The sequence below is a fragment of the Pseudomonas sp. R38(2017) genome (assembly GCF_002112395.1).
GTDB lineage: Bacteria > Pseudomonadota > Gammaproteobacteria > Pseudomonadales > Pseudomonadaceae > Aquipseudomonas.
Map to the genome: position 1 here is coordinate 67,460 of NZ_NEHN01000008.1, position 17,023 is coordinate 84,482.

The following is a 17,023-nucleotide window of genomic DNA, read 5'->3' on the forward strand; positions in this document are numbered from 1 at the left end:
CCCTCACTGCAAGCGGTTGCGCAGCGCGGCAACCACGTTGAAGGTTTGATTGGCGACCCGATTGTTCGGATCGGTGAGGGTCAGACTCAGGCGTACGCTGCGGATGCGCGCAGGATCGCCGGGGTTGCTGCTGTAGGTCGAGGCGGCCACATCGGTCGCGGTGCCGGCCAGGCCAAACAGGACGGTGAACGCACTGACGTTGCTCACCAGCACCTGCTGAGTCGGCGTACCGCTCCCAGTACCCATCAGGATCTGGTTGTTGCTGAAGCTGTAGACCAGACGACGGATCGGAAACGCGACTTGCCCTGTCGCCGGTGCTCGCACGCCCGTATAAGCCGTTGAACTGTTGCGGCAGTCGGACACCACGGTCCAGGTCGGCGTCCCGCCCGCAGCACCGATGTCGGCGGTGACCAGTGTCAGTTTGAGATTGGTGTTGTCCCAACTGATCGGCGTGATCTGCGCAGCATTGAAATCGCCGCCGGTGCTGGCGTCGGTAATGGTCCCGAGGCAGCCGAACATCCCGACCATGCGCAATTCCTGAATCATCTTGCTCAACACGAACCGCGCATCTTCCTGCATGGCAGCAGAGGTGTTCTGACTAACGTAAGTGTTCTTCGCCGCAATAAAGGTTTGTACGACGCCCAGCACGATGATCAGCCCCAGCGCCAAAGCGATGAGCATTTCGATCAGGCCGAAACCCTGGTTATGCCGCTTCATGGCGTAGCCACTGGATCGACCGCGACCCGGCTGGTCAGGACAAAGCTGCGCGGGGCGCTCGCGGTGTTGGCGGCCCGTGAGTCGCTCCAGTTGATGGTGATGGTGTACACCCGCTGGTTGAGGGTAATGCTGCCGGTGGCGCTCGGACCGCCGAAATTGACGATGTTGGTGGTGAAGTCGTAGAGGTCCTGATCCCGCGTAACGCTCAGGTTGCCCGAGGTCGGCGGCGTGACGGTGTAGTCGGCGCCAGAGTTGGCGCGGATGCGGTCCATCATGTCGTAGGCGATGAAGCTCGCCTGACTGGTCATGCGCGAACTGTCGGTGTATTTCAGCGCATTGAGCTGAACCGCCGCGGCCCCCAGCAACCCGACCGTCAGAATCAGCAATGCGACCAGAACTTCGATCAGCGACATGCCTTCCTGTGCAACTGTGCTCCCTGCCCTCATCCGCAGCTTCCACCCGATTGAATTCGTCCGTTCAGACACACGTTCAGCGTCCTGCTTTGCGTTCCCAGCGTGTAACTGAACACCACCGCCGTGGACGGTGCTGCCAGGCCACCCAGATTGTTGAAATCCAGTGCGGTCACTCCTGAGGTTAGCGTCAGAGTCGCACCACTGCTCATCGCTGGAACAACCCGCAATACATTGGCCGAAGTGCCAGTACTGTCGTAGACCGACAATTCGCCGGTCCAGACGCCGCCCCCGGCCGTCGGCCGCAACCGGATGGTGGTCCCGCGATCGATGGCTTCCAGTCGCGCATAGTTGAGTGCCCGCTGCAGGTCGCCGACTTCGGTGTCGGCCTTGCTGCCCTGGATCGATCGGGTAAACGCCGGGACAGCCATCGTGATCAGGATCACAACCAATGCGACCGCCACCAGCAGCTCGATCAGCGTGAAACCTTTTGTACGATGATCCATCGAAGCCCTCCGTTGCCGTCGGCTATACCTGCCCTGTAAACCTAGAACATTCGGCCGGCTTGCGTCGGTTGATTTGCCCTGCCCGGCGCACGGATCGCGTCGGACACCCTGCTTCAAGGAGGAAATGCTCATGCCGCAACAGGGATTCAGCCTGGTCGAACTGCTCATGGGACTGGCGATCGGCGCAATTGTTCTGTCACTGGTCAGTCCGGCGCTCTCCACGCTGGCGGAGTCGAACCACCGGCAACAGGTCGCAGAATCGCTGATCAGCGGAATCCGCAATGCCCGCAGCCAGGCCATCACACGTAATCAGAGCGTAGTGATTCATGGCATCGACGGAGACTGGAGCCAGGGTTGGCGGATCATTCTGGACGTCAGTGGCAAAGGAGCGGAGGACAGCAACAACCCACTGCTGGTCGAGCATGCCAGTGATGGTCGAATCCCGATTGTCGGTAACTGGTTCGTCAGTCGGTACATACGGTTCAGCAGTCTGGGGCAACCGCTGATGCCCGGGCGGGCGTTTCAGGCAGGGAAACTACATATCTGTTCGACCCGCGAACCGGTCAGCCAGCTTCAATTGGTACTGGCGGCGACCGGTCGCGTGCGCCTGGCCAGCGAAAAGGCTGAACAGGCGCTCTGTCGAAAGGATAAAGCGGTCAGATCGAGCGCACGCGCAGCTCTTTAGGCATCGAGAAGGTGATGTTCTCTTCACGCCCGGCCAACTCGTCGGCACCGGTGGCGCCCCAGGCCTGCAATTGCTGGATCACGCCGCGCACCAGCACTTCCGGCGCGGAAGCCCCAGCGGTGATGCCGATACGCTCGACGCCATCGAACCAGCTCTTTTGCAGGTCTTCGGCACCGTCGATCAGGTACGCCGGCGTGGCCATGCGTTCGGCCAGCTCACGCAGGCGGTTGGAGTTGGAGCTGTTCGGGCTGCCGACCACCAGCACCACGTCACACTCATCGGCCAGTTGCTTGACCGCGTCCTGACGGTTCTGCGTGGCGTAGCAGATGTCATCCTTGCGTGGCCCGCCGATGGCAGGAAAACGCGTGCGCAAGGCGTCGATGACCCGGCTGGTGTCGTCCATCGACAGCGTAGTCTGGGTGACGAAGGCCAGTTTTTCAGGGTTGTGCACCTGCAGTTCGGCGACATCTTTCTCGTCTTCGACGAGGTAGATCGCACCGCCATTGCTGGCGTCGTACTGGCCCATGGTGCCTTCGACTTCCGGGTGACCGGCGTGGCCGATCAGGATGCATTCGCGGCCGTCGCGGCTGTATTTGGCGACCTCGATGTGCACCTTGGTCACCAGCGGGCAGGTGGCGTCGAACACTTTCAGGCCACGGCCGGCGGCTTCGGTACGCACGGCTTGCGAGACGCCATGGGCACTGAAGATCACGATGACGTCGTCCGGCACCTGATCCAGCTCTTCGACGAAGATCGCGCCACGACTGCGCAGGTCCTCGACGACAAACTTGTTGTGCACCACTTCATGACGCACATAGATTGGCGGCCCGAAGACTTCCAGGGCGCGGTTGACGATTTCGATCGCCCGGTCCACGCCGGCGCAGAAGCCACGGGGGTTGGCGAGTTTGATTTGCATGCTGTGCCTCGTGTCTTGCGCGCGAAAATTCAGATCAATGCAGGGGCCGGTCCAGCCCCTGCAGAACAGCGTTTACAACGCTTTGACGGAGAAGATTTCCACGTCAAAGGTCAGCGTCTTGCCGGCCAGCGGGTGGTTGAAGTCGACGGTCACTTGCGCGTCATCGAACTCTTTCACCACACCCGGCAGCTCAGTATTGGCCGCATCGTTGAAGATCACCAGCAAACCTGGCGACAGCTCCATGTCCGCAAACTGTGAACGTGGAATGACTTGCACGTTCTGCGGGTTCGGCTGGCCGAATGCGTTTTCCGGTTCAATGATCAGGGTGCGCTTGTCACCCGCCTTGAAGCCGAACAGCGCCGCCTCGAAACCCGGCAGCAGGTTGCCGTCGCCGACCTTGAAGGTCGCCGGGGCCTTGTCGAAAGTGCTGTCGACCGTGTCGCCGTTCTCCAGGCGCAATGCAAAGTGCAAGGTGACTTCCGTGTTCTGGCCGATGCGTTGCTCAGCCAATACCTGTTCAGTCATGAACGGTTTCTCCGGTTTTTTTACTTTTGAACATGTCCAGTGCCAGCATCACCGCGCCAACGGTGATGGCGCTGTCGGCAAAGTTGAACGCCGGGAAGTACCAGCGGTTCTGCCAGTGCACCAGAATGAAGTCGATCACATGGCCGAGGGCAATGCGGTCATACAGATTGCCCAGCGCGCCGCCCAGCACCAGCGCCAGCGCGATGGCCAGCCAGGTTTCATTGCGGCCCAGGCGCTTGAGCCAGACTACCAGCACCGCACTGACCACCACCGCGATCAGGGCGAACAGCCAGCGCTGCCAGCCGGAACTGTCAGCCAGGAAGCTGAATGCCGCACCGGTGTTGTAGGCCAGGGTCCAGCTGAAGTAATCGGGAATGATCACGATCTGCTGGTACATCTCGAGCTTGCCTTCAAAGTAGAACTTGCTGGCCTGGTCGATGACCAGAACCAGCAAGCTCAACCAGAGCCAGCTCAGCCGTCCGAAACGGCCAACGGCATTAGGCATAGTGACGAACCTCGCCGGCGCCATCGATGTTGTCCACGCAACGGCCGCAGATTTCCGGATGCTCCGGGTTCACGCCGACGTCTTCACGGCAGTGCCAGCAACGGGCGCATTTCGGGAAGGCGGATTTGACGATCTTCAGCTTCAGGCCGCTGACTTCGGTGGCCACAGCTTCGGCCGGAGCCTGCACGAACGGCGCAACACTGGCGGTCGAGGTGATCAGTACAAAGCGCAGCTCGTTGCTCAGCTTGGCCAGATCGGCGCTCAGGGCGTCTTCGGCGTACAGCGTCACTTCGGCTTGCAGGTTGCCACCGACGGCCTTGGCCGCGCGCTGGATTTCCATTTCTTTGTTGACCGCCACCTTCACGTCCATGATGCGATCCCAGTACTCGCGACCCAGTTCGAAGCCTTCCGGCAACTCGGTCAGGCCTTCGTACCAGGTGTTGAGCATCACCGATTCGTTGCGCTCGCCCGGCAGGTATTGCCACAGCTCGTCGGCGGTGAAGGCCAGGATCGGCGCGATCCAGCGCACCAGCGCTTCGGAGATGTGGAACAGCGCAGTCTGGCACGAACGACGGGCCTTGCTGTCGGCGCCGGTGGTGTACTGGCGGTCCTTGATGATGTCGAGGTAGAAACCACCCAGCTCCTGCACGCAGAAGTTGTGGATCTTCGAGTAGACGTTCCAGAAACGGTATTCGCCGTAGTGCTCTTGCAGCTCACGTTGCAGCAGCAGGGTGCGATCCACCGCCCAGCGATCCAGTGCCAGCATGTCTTCGGCCGGCAGCAGGTCGGTGGCCGGGTTGAAACCGGTCAGGTTGGAAAGCAGGAAGCGCGCGGTGTTACGGATACGACGATAGGCATCCGCACTGCGTTGCAGGATCTGCTCGGACACGGCCATTTCGCCGGAATAGTCGGTCGAAGCGACCCACAGACGCATGATGTCGGCGCCCAGGGTGTCGTTGACTTTCTGCGGCGCGATCACGTTGCCCAGGGACTTGGACATCTTGCGGCCGGACTCGTCCACGGTGAAACCGTGGGTCAGCAGTTCGCGGTACGGCGCGTGGTTGTCGATGGCGCAACCGGTCAGCAGGGACGAGTGGAACCAGCCACGGTGCTGGTCGGAACCTTCCAGGTACAGGTCGGCGCGCGGGCCGGTCTCGTGGCCCATCGGGTGCGAACCGCGCAGGACGTGCCAGTGCGTGGTGCCCGAGTCGAACCAGACGTCGAGGGTGTCGCTGATCTTGTCGTACTGCGGCGCTTCATCGCCCAGCAGATCGGCGGCGTCGAGCTTGAACCAGGCCTCGATGCCTTCGACTTCGACGCGCTTGGCAACTTCTTCCATCAGCTCGACGGTGCGTGGGTGCAGCTCGCCGCTTTCCTTGTTCAGGAAGAACGGGATCGGCACGCCCCAGTTGCGCTGACGGGAGATGCACCAGTCCGGACGGTTGGCGATCATCGAGTGCAGACGCGCCTGACCCCAGGCCGGAACGAATTTGGTGTCTTCGATGGCTTTGAGCGAGCGCTGGCGCAGGGTGTCGCCGGACACCGGCTCCTTGTCCATGCCGATGAACCACTGGGCGGTGGCGCGGTAGATCAGCGGGGTCTTGTGGCGCCAGCAGTGCATGTAGCTGTGTTCGATGACGGTGGTGTGCAGCAGCGCACCGACTTCGGTCAGTTTGTCGACGATGGCCGGGTTGGCCTTCCAGATGAACTGGCCGCCGAAGAACTCCAGCGATGGCACGTAAACGCCGTTGCTCTGTACCGGGTTGAGGATGTCGTCGTTGACCATGCCGTATTTCTTGCAGGTCACGAAGTCGTCCACACCGTAGGCCGGGGCGGAGTGAACCACGCCGGTGCCGGCGCCCAGTTCCACGTAGTCGGCCAGATACACTGGCGACAGACGGTCGTAGAACGGGTGACGGAAATTGATCAGTTCCAGCGCCGAACCCGGAGCGGTCGCCAATACAGTGCCTTCGACGCCGTAACGGGTCAGGCAGGACTCGACCAGTTCTTCGGCCAGCACCAGCAGTTTGTCGCCGATATCGACCAGCGCGTAGTTGAATTCCGGGTGAACGTTCAGCGCCTGGTTGGCCGGGATGGTCCACGGGGTGGTGGTCCAGATCACGATCGAGGCAGGTTTGCCCAGCGATGCCAGACCGAACGCGGCAGCCAGTTTGGCTTCGTCAGCGATCGGGAACGCGACGTCGATGGTCGAAGACTTCTTGTTCTCGTACTCGACTTCCGCTTCGGCCAGGGCCGAACCGCAGTCGAAGCACCAGTTCACAGGCTTCAGGCCCTTGAACACGAAACCGCCCTTGACGATTTCGGCGAGGGCACGGATTTCACCGGCCTCGTTCTTGAAGTCCATGGTCTTGTACGGGTTGGCGAAGTCGCCCAGCACGCCGAGACGGATGAATTCGGTCTTCTGCCCTTCGATCTGCTCGGTGGCGTAGGCACGGCACAGTTCGCGGGTCTTGTCCGCGCCCAGGTTCTTGCCGTGGGTCACTTCAACCTTGTGCTCGATCGGCAGGCCGTGGCAGTCCCAACCTGGAACATACGGCGCGTCGAAGCCCGACAGGGTCTTCGAGCGGATGATCATGTCCTTGAGAATCTTGTTCAGTGCGTGACCGATGTGGATCGTACCGTTGGCGTACGGAGGGCCGTCGTGCAGGACGAACTTCGGACGATCCTTGCCAATCTCGCGCAACTTTCCGTACAGGCCAATACTGTCCCAGCGCTGCAGGATCTGCGGTTCGCGCTGTGGCAGGCCGGCCTTCATTGGGAAGGCGGTGTCCGGAAGGTTTAGCGTGGCTTTATAGTCGGTCATTTAAGGCTCTTCATTAGCGATGGGCGCTAGGTGCGGCTAGTGCACGGGCGGCGGCGACATCCGCGCTGATCGCCGTTTTCAATGCCTCCAGGGAGGCGAAACGCTGCTCTTCACGCAGCTTCTGGTGGAAAACCACCGTCAAACGCCGGTCATACAGATCGCCGGCAAAATCCAAAAGATGTACTTCAAGGTGGGCCTTGCCATCACCTTGCACCGTGGGCCGCACGCCGATATTGGCGACGCCGGGCCAGGTCTTGCCGTCGATGTCGACGTCGACCAGATAAACACCGGTAAACGGCACGCGACGGCGCTTGAGTTGTATGTTCGCCGTGGGCGTACCCAGCTGGCGGGCCAGTTTCTGGCCATGCAGCACGCGACCGGCTATCCGGTACGGGCGGCCAAGCAAGCGTTCAGCCAGGGCAAAATCGGCGGCGGCCAACGCGTTGCGCACCTGGGTGCTGCTGACACGAATGCCGTCCAGCTCGACGGTTTGCGCGGCTTCCACGGTAAAACCGTGAACCTGCCCGGCCTGCAGCAGAAAATCGAAATCGCCGAGGCGGTCGCAACCGAAGCGGAAATCGTCGCCGACCTCCAGATGCTGCACACCCAGGCCATCCACCAGAATCGTATCGACGAATTCACTGGCGCTGAGTTTGCTCAAGCGCTGGTTGAAGGCCAGGCACAAGACCCGGTCGACACCTTCAGCGGCCAGCAGTTGCAGCTTGTCGCGCAACCGGGCCAGACGCGCAGGCGCGGTCTCCGGAGCAAAGAATTCCCGTGGCTGCGGCTCGAAAATCACCACGCAGCTGGGTACGCCCAACTCGAGCGCACGCTCACGCAGTCGAGCCAGGATGGCCTGGTGACCACGGTGAACACCGTCAAAGTTGCCAATAGTGGCGACGCAGCCCCGATGCTGGGGGCGCAAGTTGTGAAGGCCTCGAACCAGCTGCATAACGCGCTTCTTGCTCATAAAGTGGCCGATTATAACCACACCCGACGGCCGACGACAGGCAACACCGTAACCCAAAGTGAACGAGCCGACAAAACTGCCGGCCCGCGCCCGGCTTTCAAGGGTGAAACCTCAGCTCAACGCCTTGCGATTGAAGTCACGCAGGCGGAAACCGAGCAGCAGCAACATGCCGAAATACGCCACTACGCCGGCGACCACCAACGCGCCCAGACGCAGGAAGCGCTCCAGCATGTGGCCCTGATCCCACGCCGGCATGAAATGCATGCCGATCAACAGCACCGCCGACATCACCGCCACGGCGAGCAACAACTTCAAACTGAACTTCAACCAGCCTGGCTGCGGTTGATACATCTGCTGTTTGCGCAGTTGATAGAACAACAGGCCGGCGTTCAGGCACGCACCGGCACTGATTGCCAGTGCAAGACCGGCATGGGCCAGTGGCCCGATCAACACCAGGTTGAACAACTGCGTGACCACCAGAGTGAAGATTGCGATTTTCACCGGCGTACGGATGTTCTGTTGCGCATAAAAGCCTGGGGCCAACACCTTGATCACGATAATCCCGAGCAGACCGACAGAATAGGCAATCAACGCCCGCTGAGTCATGGCTGCGTCAAAACCGCTGAACTGGCCGTACTGGAACAGCGAAACGGTCAGCGGCTCGGCCAGAATCCCCAGCGCCAGCGCACACGGCAGCACCAGCACGAAGCACAGGCGCAGGCCCCAGTCGAGAATCCGCGAGTACTCGTGACGGTCCTTGCTGGCGTAGGTTTTGGCCAATGTCGGCAGCAGAATCGTGCCCAGCGCCACACCCAGCACGCCGGATGGCAGCTCCATCAGACGGTCGGCGTAGTACATCCACGACACCGAGCCGGCCACCAGAAACGAGGCGAAGATGGTGTTGATGATCAGGGAAATCTGGCTGACCGAGACGCCGATGATCGCCGGCAACATCTGCTTCATGACCCGCCAGACGCCGCTGTCGCGCAGATTCAGTCGCGGCAGCACCAGCATGCCGATCTTTTTCAGATGCGGCAGTTGATAGAGCAACTGCGCCAGACCACCGACCAGCACCGCCCAGCCAAGGGCCATGACCGGCGGATCGAAGTACGGCGTCAGGAACAGCGAAAACACGATCATGCTGATGTTGAGCAGAGTCGGCACGAACGCCGGCACCGAGAAACGGTTCCAGGTATTGAGAATCGCACCGGCCAGGGACGACAGGGAGATCAGCAATATATAGGGGAAGGTCACCCGCAGCAGATCGGAGGTCAGCTGGAATTTTTCCGGCGTATCGGTAAAACCGGGAGCCGTGGCCCAGATCACCCAGGGCGCGGCAATCATGCCCAGCGCGGTGACCAGCGCCAGGACCAGGGTCAGAAGCCCCGTCACATAAGCAATGAAGGTACGGGTCGCCTCCTCGCCCTTCTGACTTTTGTATTCAGCAAGAATCGGCACGAATGCCTGTGAAAATGCACCCTCGGCAAAGATTCGCCGCAACAGATTGGGCAGTTTGAAGGCGATGAAGAAGGCGTCGGTCGCCATTCCGGCGCCGAATGTGCGCGCAATGAGCGTGTCGCGGACAAACCCGAGAATCCGGGAAAGCATCGTGATAGAGCTGACGGCGGCCAACGATTTGAGCAGATTCATTGAAGGAATTTGTGCCTGTCGATAAACAGCAGGCGAACAATGCGCCTACTTGTGCGATACTCCGCGCCGCAACAGCACAGAGCCAAAGCTCGCGAGTTTACAGGTCAAGCGCCGGAAATAAATATCCCGCCTCTTTATACCTACCACTTAGCGGAACGTTTCAAGCGCCCTTGACAAGACATCTCTTCATCGGCATGATTCGCGGCCTATTTTGTTTGCTATTTCCTAAAAAGTCTTTCGAGGAGCTCGACGGTGGCCAACTCACCTTCCGCCAAAAAACGTGCAAAACAGGCTGAGAAGCGTCGCAGCCACAACGCCAGCCTGCGTTCCATGGTTCGTACCTACATCAAGAATGTAGTTAAAGCCATCGACGCAAAAGACGCTGAAAAAGCTCAAGCTGCATACGTTCTGGCTGTGCCAGTTATCGACCGCATGGCCGATAAAGGCATCATCCACAAGAACAAGGCTGCTCGTCATAAGAGCCGTCTGAATGGCCACGTCAAGGCACTGAAAGAAGCTGCCTAAGCGACGTAGTCATTAAAAAACCGACCTCAGGGTCGGTTTTTTATTGTCTGTGATTTGCCAAAAACGACGAAAAAAAAGAGGAGCCAACCGACTCCTCTTTTTATTTACGTCCAAATCAATGAACTGGCGCCCACGGCAGAATCGGAATCGCTGTCACCGCATTCTGTGGACTGCCCTCGATCAGGCGATCGCTGTAGACCAGATACACCAGGGTGTTGCGCTTCTTGTCGAGAAAACGCACCACCTGCATGGTCTTGAACACCAGCGAAGTGCGCTCCTTGAACACCTCTTCACCATCCTTCAACTCACCCTTGAAGTTGATCGGACCGACCTGACGGCAGGCAATGGACGCCTCGGCACGATCCTCGGCCAGACCCAAGCCACCCTTCACGCCACCCGTTTTGGCGCGCGACAGATAGCAGGTCACACCCTCGACCTTCGGATCATCAAACGCCTCGACCACGATCCGGTCATTCGGCCCGACAAACTTGAACACCGTCGATACCTGGCCGATTTCCTCGGCCGAGGCCAGCAATGGCAACGCCATCAACAGGCCCAACAATCCTTTTGCCATGCGCATTGCGCTTTCCTCAAACCAGAATCAGGTTGTCACGGTGAACCAGTTCCGGCTCAGCCATGTAACCCAGCAAACCGACAATCGCATCCGACGACTGACCGATGATTTTTTGTGCTTCCAATGCGCTGTAGTTAGCCAGACCACGGGCGATTTCACGACCGTCCGGCGCCACACAAACCACCATTTCGCCGCGACGAAAACTGCCCTGCACCAACTTGACACCAACGGGCAGCAAACTTTTGTTGCCTTGGGACAACGCAGAAACCGCACCATCATCCAGCACCAGCGTGCCACGGGTTTGCAGATGACCGGCCAGCCACTGCTTGCGCGCCGCCAGCATGCCGCGCTCGGGTGACAGCAGCGTACCGATGCGCTCGCCCGCCTTCAGACGATCGAGCACTCGCTCCAGACGCCCACCAACAATAATGGTGTGCGCACCGGAACGCGCCGCCAGGCGCGCCGCACGCAATTTGGTCTGCATGCCGCCACGCCCCAACGCACCGCCAGTACCGCCCGCCACCGCATCCAGGCTCGGGTCATCGGCGCGCGCCTCGTAAATCAGTTGCGCATCAGGATTGTTGCGCGGATCAGCGTCGAACATGCCGTCGCGATCCGTCAGAATCACCAACAGATCAGCCTCGACCAGGTTGGCCACCAGCGCCGCGAGCGTGTCGTTGTCGCCGAAACGGATTTCGTCGGTGACCACAGTGTCGTTCTCGTTGATTACCGGGATGACTTTCAGCTCGACCAGCGCACGCAACGTACTGCGAGCATTCAGGTAGCGCTTGCGATCAGACAGGTCGTCGTGGGTCAGGAGAATCTGTGCCGTGTGCCGGCCATGCTCGGCAAAGCTCGACTCCCAGGCCTGCACCAAGCCCATCTGACCGATTGCCGCAGCGGCCTGGAGCTCGTGCATCGCACTGGGTCGTGCGGTCCAGCCCAAACGGCTCATGCCGGCTGCCACCGCCCCGGAGGACACCAGCACCAACTCGACGCCAGCCTCATGCAAAGCCACCATCTGCTCGACCCAGACGCCCATCGCCTTGCGATCAAGACCCTTGCCATCCGCTGTCAGCAAAGCGCTGCCGATCTTCACGACCCAACGCTGCGCACCTGTCACCTTGCTCCGCATCATCTTCAACCTTAGCTTGAGGACAGCGCGACCCAGCGCTGCCCGTGACGTTATTCGTGGTTACTCGTGACCAACAATCGATTTCCAGATACCAAAACGCCGCTCGATTGAGCGGCGCTTAAGTTTACTTCAACGAATCAGTCACGCACGTAAATGATTTCCGGACCGTCTTCGTCATCCACATCTTCTTCGTCCCAGTCATCGTCGCCAATGTCATGGACCGACTTCACGCCGCTGCGACGCAGGGCACGCTTGTCATCCAGCGCCTGCAACTGGGCACGAGCTTCGTCTTCGATGCGCTGATCAAGGTCGGCCAGCTCTTCCTTGTAGGCTGGGTCATTGGCCAGGCGATCGGCGCGATCTTCCAGATAACGCATGATGTCGCGCGTCAGGCGCTCAGTGCCTTCTTTGGCGATGGCCGAGATCACGTAGACCGGACCTTCCCACTGCAGACGCTCAACGATTTCCTTGACGCGCTCTTCGTGCTCCTCTTCGAGGATCTGGTCGCACTTGTTCAGCACCAGCCAGCGATCACGCTCAGCCAGCGACGGGCTGAACTTGATCAGTTCATTGACGATCACTTCAGCGGCATCCGGCGCACTGCTTTCATCCAGTGGCGCCATGTCCACAAGATGCAGCAGCAGGCGGGTACGCGCCAGGTGCTTGAGGAAACGGATACCGAGACCAGCGCCGTCGGAAGCCCCTTCGATCAGACCCGGGATGTCGGCAATGACGAAGCTTTTCCAGCGGTCGACACTGACCACACCCAGGTTTGGCACCAGGGTAGTGAACGGGTAATCGGCGACTTTCGGCTTGGCGGCCGAAACGGAACGGATAAAGGTACTTTTACCGGCGTTCGGCAGACCCAGCAGACCGACGTCAGCCAGAACTTTCATTTCCAGTTTCAGGTCGCGCTGCTCGCCCGGCTTGCCCGGCGTCGTCTGACGCGGCGCACGGTTGGTACTGGATTTGAAACGGGTGTTGCCCAGACCGTGCCAACCACCCTGCACCACCATCAGCTTCTGACCGGACTTGGTCAGGTCGCCGATGACTTCCTGTGTAGCAGAGTCGATGATCGTGGTGCCGACCGGCACGCGCAGGACCAGGTCTTCACCCTTCTTGCCGGTGCAGTCGGTGCTGCCGCCGTTGGAACCGCGCTCAGCCTCGAAGTGACGGGTGTAACGGTAATCCACCAGGGTGTTGAGGTTTTCGTCGGCCATCATGAAGATGGAACCGCCGTCGCCACCGTCACCACCGTTCGGGCCACCATTTTCAATGAATTTTTCCCGACGGAAACTCATGCAACCATTGCCGCCGTCGCCAGCCTTTACGCGGATCGATACTTCATCAACAAACTTCATAACCAACGCCTCTCGCCGTACGGACGAGCCGAAAAACAATCAAGACATAAGACTCTTGCAAAAATGAGCGCAGCGACCCCAAACCACGACCTGCATCGCACGCTGGCAGCCCATACAAACAGCTTTGCAAGAGACTCACCCCACAAACGAAAAAGCCCCGTCGCAAGACAGGGCTTCTCCAGCACTCTCGCAGTTAGGCTGCGACAACGCTCACGTAACGACGACCGAAGGCGCCTTTTACTTCAAACTTGATCACGCCTTCGATTTTCGCGAAGAGGGTGTGATCTTTACCCATGCCAACGCCGTAGCCAGCGTGGAATTGGGTGCCGCGCTGACGCACGATGATGTTGCCGGCCTTGATGACCTGGCCGCCATACATCTTCACGCCAAGGCGTTTGGCTTCTGAGTCGCGACCGTTACGGGTACTACCACCAGCTTTTTTGTGTGCCATGAGTTCAATTCTCCTAGTGAGGAATTAGGCTGTATTAAGCCTGAATACCGGTGATTTTGATCTCGGTGAACCACTGGCGGTGGCCCATACGCTTCATGTGGTGCTTACGGCGACGGAACTTGATGATGCGGACTTTATCGTGACGACCTTGGGAGATCACTTCAGCCTTGACGGTTGCGCCAGCAACAACAGGTGCGCCGATATTCACGTCGTCGCCATTGGCGACCAACAGAACGCGGTCAAAAGTCACGGATTCGCCAGTAGCGACTTCCAGTTTTTCGATCTTCAGGTATTCACCTTCAGCGACCTTGTATTGCTTACCGCCGGTAACGATTACTGCGTACATGGTATTTCTCCGATAATCCTGCTCACCCAGCTCTTTATAAGAAGAGGTATTGGCTGGCATGGCTGCATGGGGCTGGAACGGCCCAAGTGCAATTGCGTAAGGCAGGTGCTGCCCAGGAAGTTCAGGGTGCGCGATTGTACGCAAGCCTTCGAAGTCATGCAAGGGGCCGTCCATCGCGCCTTGACAGGCCCGGACGTGGGTCCTAGCATGCCGCGCAACCCTTCTGGAGCACCTGTCGCTGATGCAACCCCAAGCTTTCTACCGCGCGGTGGCGGACGATTTTAGCGCCGTCGACGGCATCATCAAGAAGCAGCTGACTTCCCGAGTGCCGCTGGTATCGAAAATCGGCGATTACATCACGTCGGCCGGCGGCAAACGCCTGCGTCCTTTATTGGTGCTGCTGTGTGGCAAGGCCCTGGGTCGCGAAGGCGACGACATGCGTCTGCTGGCCGCCACCATCGAATTCCTGCACACCGCCACCCTGCTGCATGACGACGTGGTCGACATGTCCGGCATGCGCCGTGGCCGTTCGACCGCCAACGCCATGTGGGGCAATGCCCCGAGCGTGCTGGTTGGCGACTTCCTGTACTCGCGCTCGTTCGAAATGATGGTCGAACTGGGCTCGATGCCGGTGATGAAGATCCTGTCCCAGGCCACGCGCATCATCGCCGAAGGCGAAGTGCTGCAGCTGTCCAAGGTTCGCGATGCCAGCACCACCGAAGAAACCTACATGGAGGTCATCCGCGGCAAGACCGCGATGCTCTTCGAAGCCTCGACCCACAGCGCCGCGGCGCTGGCCGGTGCCACCGCCGAGCAGAGCGAAGCCCTGCGCACCTTCGGTGATCACCTGGGCGTGGCGTTCCAGCTGGTAGATGACTTGCTCGACTACAAGGGCGACGCCGAAACCCTGGGCAAGAACGTCGGTGACGATCTGGCCGAAGGCAAGCCGACCCTGCCGCTGATCTACACCATGCGCGAAGGCACGCCAGAGCAAGCCGCACTGGTACGCCAGGCGATCCAGAAAGGTGGGATCGAAGACCTGGAAAGCATCCGCATCGCCGTGGAAGCGTCCGGTTCGCTGGAATACACCGCACAACTGGCCCGCGATTACGTGGCCCGTGCGATCAAGTGCCTCGACGCGCTGCCGGCCAGCGAATACCGCGATGCACTGGTTGAACTGAGCGAGTTCGCGGTCGCCCGCACGCACTGATCAACGCCGCGCAATAAAAAAACCGCAGCCTCCGTCGGAGCCTGCGGTTTTTTGTTGCCTGCCATCTGCGGTTAAAACCTTATACAATGTACGACTTTTAACGACCCCCTCTCCAAGGAGCCTTAGTGAGCACGTTGCCACCCTGCCCGAAATGCAATTCCGAATACACCTACGAAGACGGCACCCAACTGGTGTGCCCGGAGTGCGCCCACGAGTGGTCTGCCGGCGGCGAAGCCGAAGTGGCGTCCGATGATGCCGTGAAGAAAGATTCGGTCGGCAACGTCCTGCAGGACGGCGACACCATCACCGTGATCAAGGACCTGAAGGTCAAGGGCACCTCGCTGGTGGTCAAGGTCGGCACCAAGGTCAAAAACATCCGTCTGTGCGACGGCGATCACGACATTGACTGCAAGATCGACGGGATCGGCCCGATGAAACTCAAATCCGAGTTCGTCAGAAAAGTCTGATCCTGCTGTCCTCCATCCCGCGCCCGTCGTGGGATGGAGCTTCGCCCTCCCCCGCTATCCCCAGCAAAACCACACAATAGCCAAACGCCAGCCGTTTTGACCTTACGCAATCTTTACCCATAAAAAATCACGATCCGCCAATAGGCGCTTGCTATTTGACGAATAAGAATTATTCTCATTGAAACCCTTCAATGGAGATGAGAACCATGACTTATTTGATCGACGCCTGGCTGGATCGCCCGCACCCGTACCTGAGGATCCTGCATCGGGAAACCGGTGAAGTCTGCGCGGTGCTGGAAGAAGAAGCCCTGCACGAGTTGCAGGATCAAGGGGATCTGGACGTCAGCGGTCTGAGTTCCAGCGAACCGTTGGTGCTCAAGGAGCTGGTGCGCAATCTGTTCCTGTTCTGCTATGCCCGGGCGTTGCGCCCGACCAGTGAGCTGCATCACAAGATCGAAGTATGAGAACGGCGGAGAAACCCTGCACAAGCCAGGCTTGTGCAGGGTAACGGGATTACAGAACGTCGAGCAGCTCGACGTCGAACACCAGAACGCTGTGCGGCGGAATGCTGCCAACGCCTTGAGCGCCGTAAGCCAGTTCGCTCGGCACGTACAGACGCCATTTGCTGCCGGCATTCATCAGTTGCAGGGCTTCGGTCCAGCCAGCGATCACGCCGCCAACCGGGAATTCTGCAGGCTGGCCACGCTCGTAGGAGCTGTCGAACACAGTGCCGTCGATCAGCGTGCCGTGGTAGTGAGTACGCACGGTGTCTTCACGGGATGGCTTGGCGCCTTCACCCTGAGTCAGCACTTCGAATTGCAGACCGGAAGCCAGAGTGGTGATGCCGTCTTTCTTGGCGTTTTCAGCCAGGAACGCACGACCTTCGCCAGCGGCGGCTTCAGCCTTGGCAGCAGCTTCGGCTTGCATGATCTCGCGGATCACCTTGAAGCTGGCGGACAGCTCTTCCTGACCCACACGGCTTGGCTTGCCGGCGAATGCGTCGGTCAGACCGGCCAGGATGGCGTCCAGGCTGACACCCGGTGGCGGGTTGTCGCGCAGCTGGTCACCCAGCTGACGGCCGATGCCGTAGCTGACGCGGGTTTCGTCGGTGGACAGATTTACTTCGGACATGACACTGCTCCGCTGTGCGGACGGCCTCAGGACCTGCCGTGCGTACACAGCGCGTCCAGGCGCGCCCGGAACCAAAAGGGCGAGCAGACTAGCACAGATGTTCCGCCATTGATCA

At 59.8% G+C, this 17,023-nt stretch carries 20 protein-coding genes; 5 read left to right on the plus strand and 15 right to left on the minus strand.

The features are described 5' to 3' along the window. Window positions 1-3 precede the first annotated feature (3 nt). The 3 genes from CAF87_RS20650 to CAF87_RS20660 are packed head-to-tail and all read right to left on the minus strand — an operon-like array spanning window position 4 to window position 1,633. Window positions 4-717, minus strand: a complete 714-nt coding sequence (locus CAF87_RS20650) for a PilW family protein (RefSeq protein WP_085732848.1) — start codon at window positions 715-717, stop codon at window positions 4-6. Beyond that, the gene (pilV, locus tag CAF87_RS20655; protein ID WP_085732849.1) at window positions 714-1,163 is read right to left on the minus strand and encodes a type IV pilus modification protein PilV; all 450 of its coding nucleotides are present in this window, start codon (window positions 1,161-1,163) and stop codon (window positions 714-716) included. The genes CAF87_RS20650 and pilV overlap by 4 nt, the downstream gene beginning before the upstream one ends. Next, entirely contained in the window at window positions 1,160-1,633 is a 474-nt protein-coding gene (locus tag CAF87_RS20660) for a GspH/FimT family pseudopilin (protein WP_085732850.1), read from the minus strand. The genes pilV and CAF87_RS20660 overlap by 4 nt, the downstream gene beginning before the upstream one ends. A 130-nt stretch (window positions 1,634-1,763) precedes the next feature. On the opposite strand from CAF87_RS20660, the gene CAF87_RS20665 reads away from it, so the two are divergent. Next, window positions 1,764-2,318, plus strand: a complete 555-nt coding sequence (locus CAF87_RS20665) for a GspH/FimT family protein (RefSeq protein WP_085732851.1) — start codon at window positions 1,764-1,766, stop codon at window positions 2,316-2,318. On the opposite strand, the gene ispH is transcribed toward CAF87_RS20665, so the two are convergent. The 6 genes from ispH to murJ all read right to left on the minus strand — a co-directional run bounded on the left by ispH (window position 2,290) and on the right by murJ (window position 9,708). Then, window positions 2,290-3,234 (minus strand): 4-hydroxy-3-methylbut-2-enyl diphosphate reductase, encoded by a 945-nt coding sequence (ispH, locus tag CAF87_RS20670; RefSeq protein ID WP_038361699.1) that lies wholly within the window; start codon window positions 3,232-3,234, stop codon window positions 2,290-2,292. The genes CAF87_RS20665 and ispH overlap by 29 nt on opposite strands. Before the next feature lie 72 nt (window positions 3,235-3,306). After that, a complete protein-coding gene (gene fkpB, locus CAF87_RS20675) occupies window positions 3,307-3,744 on the minus strand; it encodes an FKBP-type peptidyl-prolyl cis-trans isomerase (RefSeq protein WP_170929641.1) in 438 nt (145 codons plus the stop codon). Window positions 3,745-3,751: 7 nt separating this feature from the next. After that, the gene (gene lspA / locus CAF87_RS20680; protein ID WP_085732853.1) at window positions 3,752-4,264 is read right to left on the minus strand and encodes a signal peptidase II; all 513 of its coding nucleotides are present in this window, start codon (window positions 4,262-4,264) and stop codon (window positions 3,752-3,754) included. Further along, window positions 4,257-7,088, minus strand: coding sequence for an isoleucine--tRNA ligase (gene ileS, locus CAF87_RS20685; RefSeq protein ID WP_085732854.1), 2,832 nt, complete (start codon window positions 7,086-7,088; stop codon window positions 4,257-4,259). Before ileS ends, lspA begins: the two co-directional genes overlap by 8 nt. A gap of 13 nt (window positions 7,089-7,101) precedes the next feature. After that, a complete protein-coding gene (ribF, locus tag CAF87_RS20690) occupies window positions 7,102-8,040 on the minus strand; it encodes a bifunctional riboflavin kinase/FAD synthetase (protein WP_007959537.1) in 939 nt (312 codons plus the stop codon). 129 nt (window positions 8,041-8,169) lie between these two features. Next, window positions 8,170-9,708, minus strand: coding sequence for a murein biosynthesis integral membrane protein MurJ (gene murJ / locus CAF87_RS20695; RefSeq protein ID WP_085732855.1), 1,539 nt, complete (start codon window positions 9,706-9,708; stop codon window positions 8,170-8,172). A gap of 252 nt (window positions 9,709-9,960) precedes the next feature. On the opposite strand from murJ, the gene rpsT reads away from it, so the two are divergent. Continuing rightward, window positions 9,961-10,233 carry a 30S ribosomal protein S20 gene (rpsT, locus tag CAF87_RS20705; protein ID WP_003228351.1) on the plus strand — a complete coding sequence of 91 codons (273 nt, stop codon included), beginning with the start codon at window positions 9,961-9,963 and terminating at the stop codon, window positions 10,231-10,233. Between the two features lie 115 nt (window positions 10,234-10,348). Here the strand turns inward: rpsT and CAF87_RS20710 are convergent, their stop codons facing one another. From CAF87_RS20710 to rplU, 5 genes are all read right to left on the minus strand, one after another. After that, complete coding sequence (locus tag CAF87_RS20710; RefSeq protein ID WP_085712193.1) at window positions 10,349-10,813, minus strand: CreA family protein; 465 nt, start codon at window positions 10,811-10,813, stop codon at window positions 10,349-10,351. A gap of 10 nt (window positions 10,814-10,823) precedes the next feature. Beyond that, window positions 10,824-11,942: a glutamate 5-kinase gene (gene proB / locus CAF87_RS20715; RefSeq protein ID WP_085732856.1), complete on the minus strand. Its 1,119-nt coding sequence runs from the start codon at window positions 11,940-11,942 to the stop codon at window positions 10,824-10,826. 137 nt (window positions 11,943-12,079) lie between these two features. Next, the gene (cgtA, locus tag CAF87_RS20720) at window positions 12,080-13,303 is read right to left on the minus strand and encodes an Obg family GTPase CgtA (RefSeq protein WP_085732857.1); all 1,224 of its coding nucleotides are present in this window, start codon (window positions 13,301-13,303) and stop codon (window positions 12,080-12,082) included. A 193-nt stretch (window positions 13,304-13,496) separates the two neighbouring features. Next, window positions 13,497-13,754, minus strand: coding sequence for a 50S ribosomal protein L27 (gene rpmA, locus CAF87_RS20725; protein ID WP_003228360.1), 258 nt, complete (start codon window positions 13,752-13,754; stop codon window positions 13,497-13,499). 34 nt (window positions 13,755-13,788) lie between these two features. Beyond that, window positions 13,789-14,100 (minus strand): 50S ribosomal protein L21, encoded by a 312-nt coding sequence (gene rplU, locus CAF87_RS20730; RefSeq protein WP_003228361.1) that lies wholly within the window; start codon window positions 14,098-14,100, stop codon window positions 13,789-13,791. Between the two features lie 241 nt (window positions 14,101-14,341). Between rplU and CAF87_RS20735 the strand changes: the two genes are divergently transcribed. The 3 genes from CAF87_RS20735 (at window position 14,342) to CAF87_RS20745 (ending at window position 16,241) form a co-directional block, all read left to right on the plus strand. Continuing rightward, window positions 14,342-15,310 (plus strand): polyprenyl synthetase family protein, encoded by a 969-nt coding sequence (locus CAF87_RS20735; RefSeq protein ID WP_007950962.1) that lies wholly within the window; start codon window positions 14,342-14,344, stop codon window positions 15,308-15,310. Between the two features lie 125 nt (window positions 15,311-15,435). Further along, window positions 15,436-15,777, plus strand: a complete 342-nt coding sequence (locus CAF87_RS20740) for a zinc ribbon domain-containing protein YjdM (protein ID WP_007950963.1) — start codon at window positions 15,436-15,438, stop codon at window positions 15,775-15,777. A 206-nt stretch (window positions 15,778-15,983) separates the two neighbouring features. Beyond that, window positions 15,984-16,241, plus strand: a complete 258-nt coding sequence (locus CAF87_RS20745; protein ID WP_039771721.1) for a hypothetical protein — start codon at window positions 15,984-15,986, stop codon at window positions 16,239-16,241. Between the two features lie 49 nt (window positions 16,242-16,290). On the opposite strand, the gene CAF87_RS20750 is transcribed toward CAF87_RS20745, so the two are convergent. Continuing rightward, window positions 16,291-16,908, minus strand: coding sequence for an FKBP-type peptidyl-prolyl cis-trans isomerase (locus tag CAF87_RS20750; protein WP_085689724.1), 618 nt, complete (start codon window positions 16,906-16,908; stop codon window positions 16,291-16,293). Window positions 16,909-17,023: the final 115 nt, after the last annotated feature.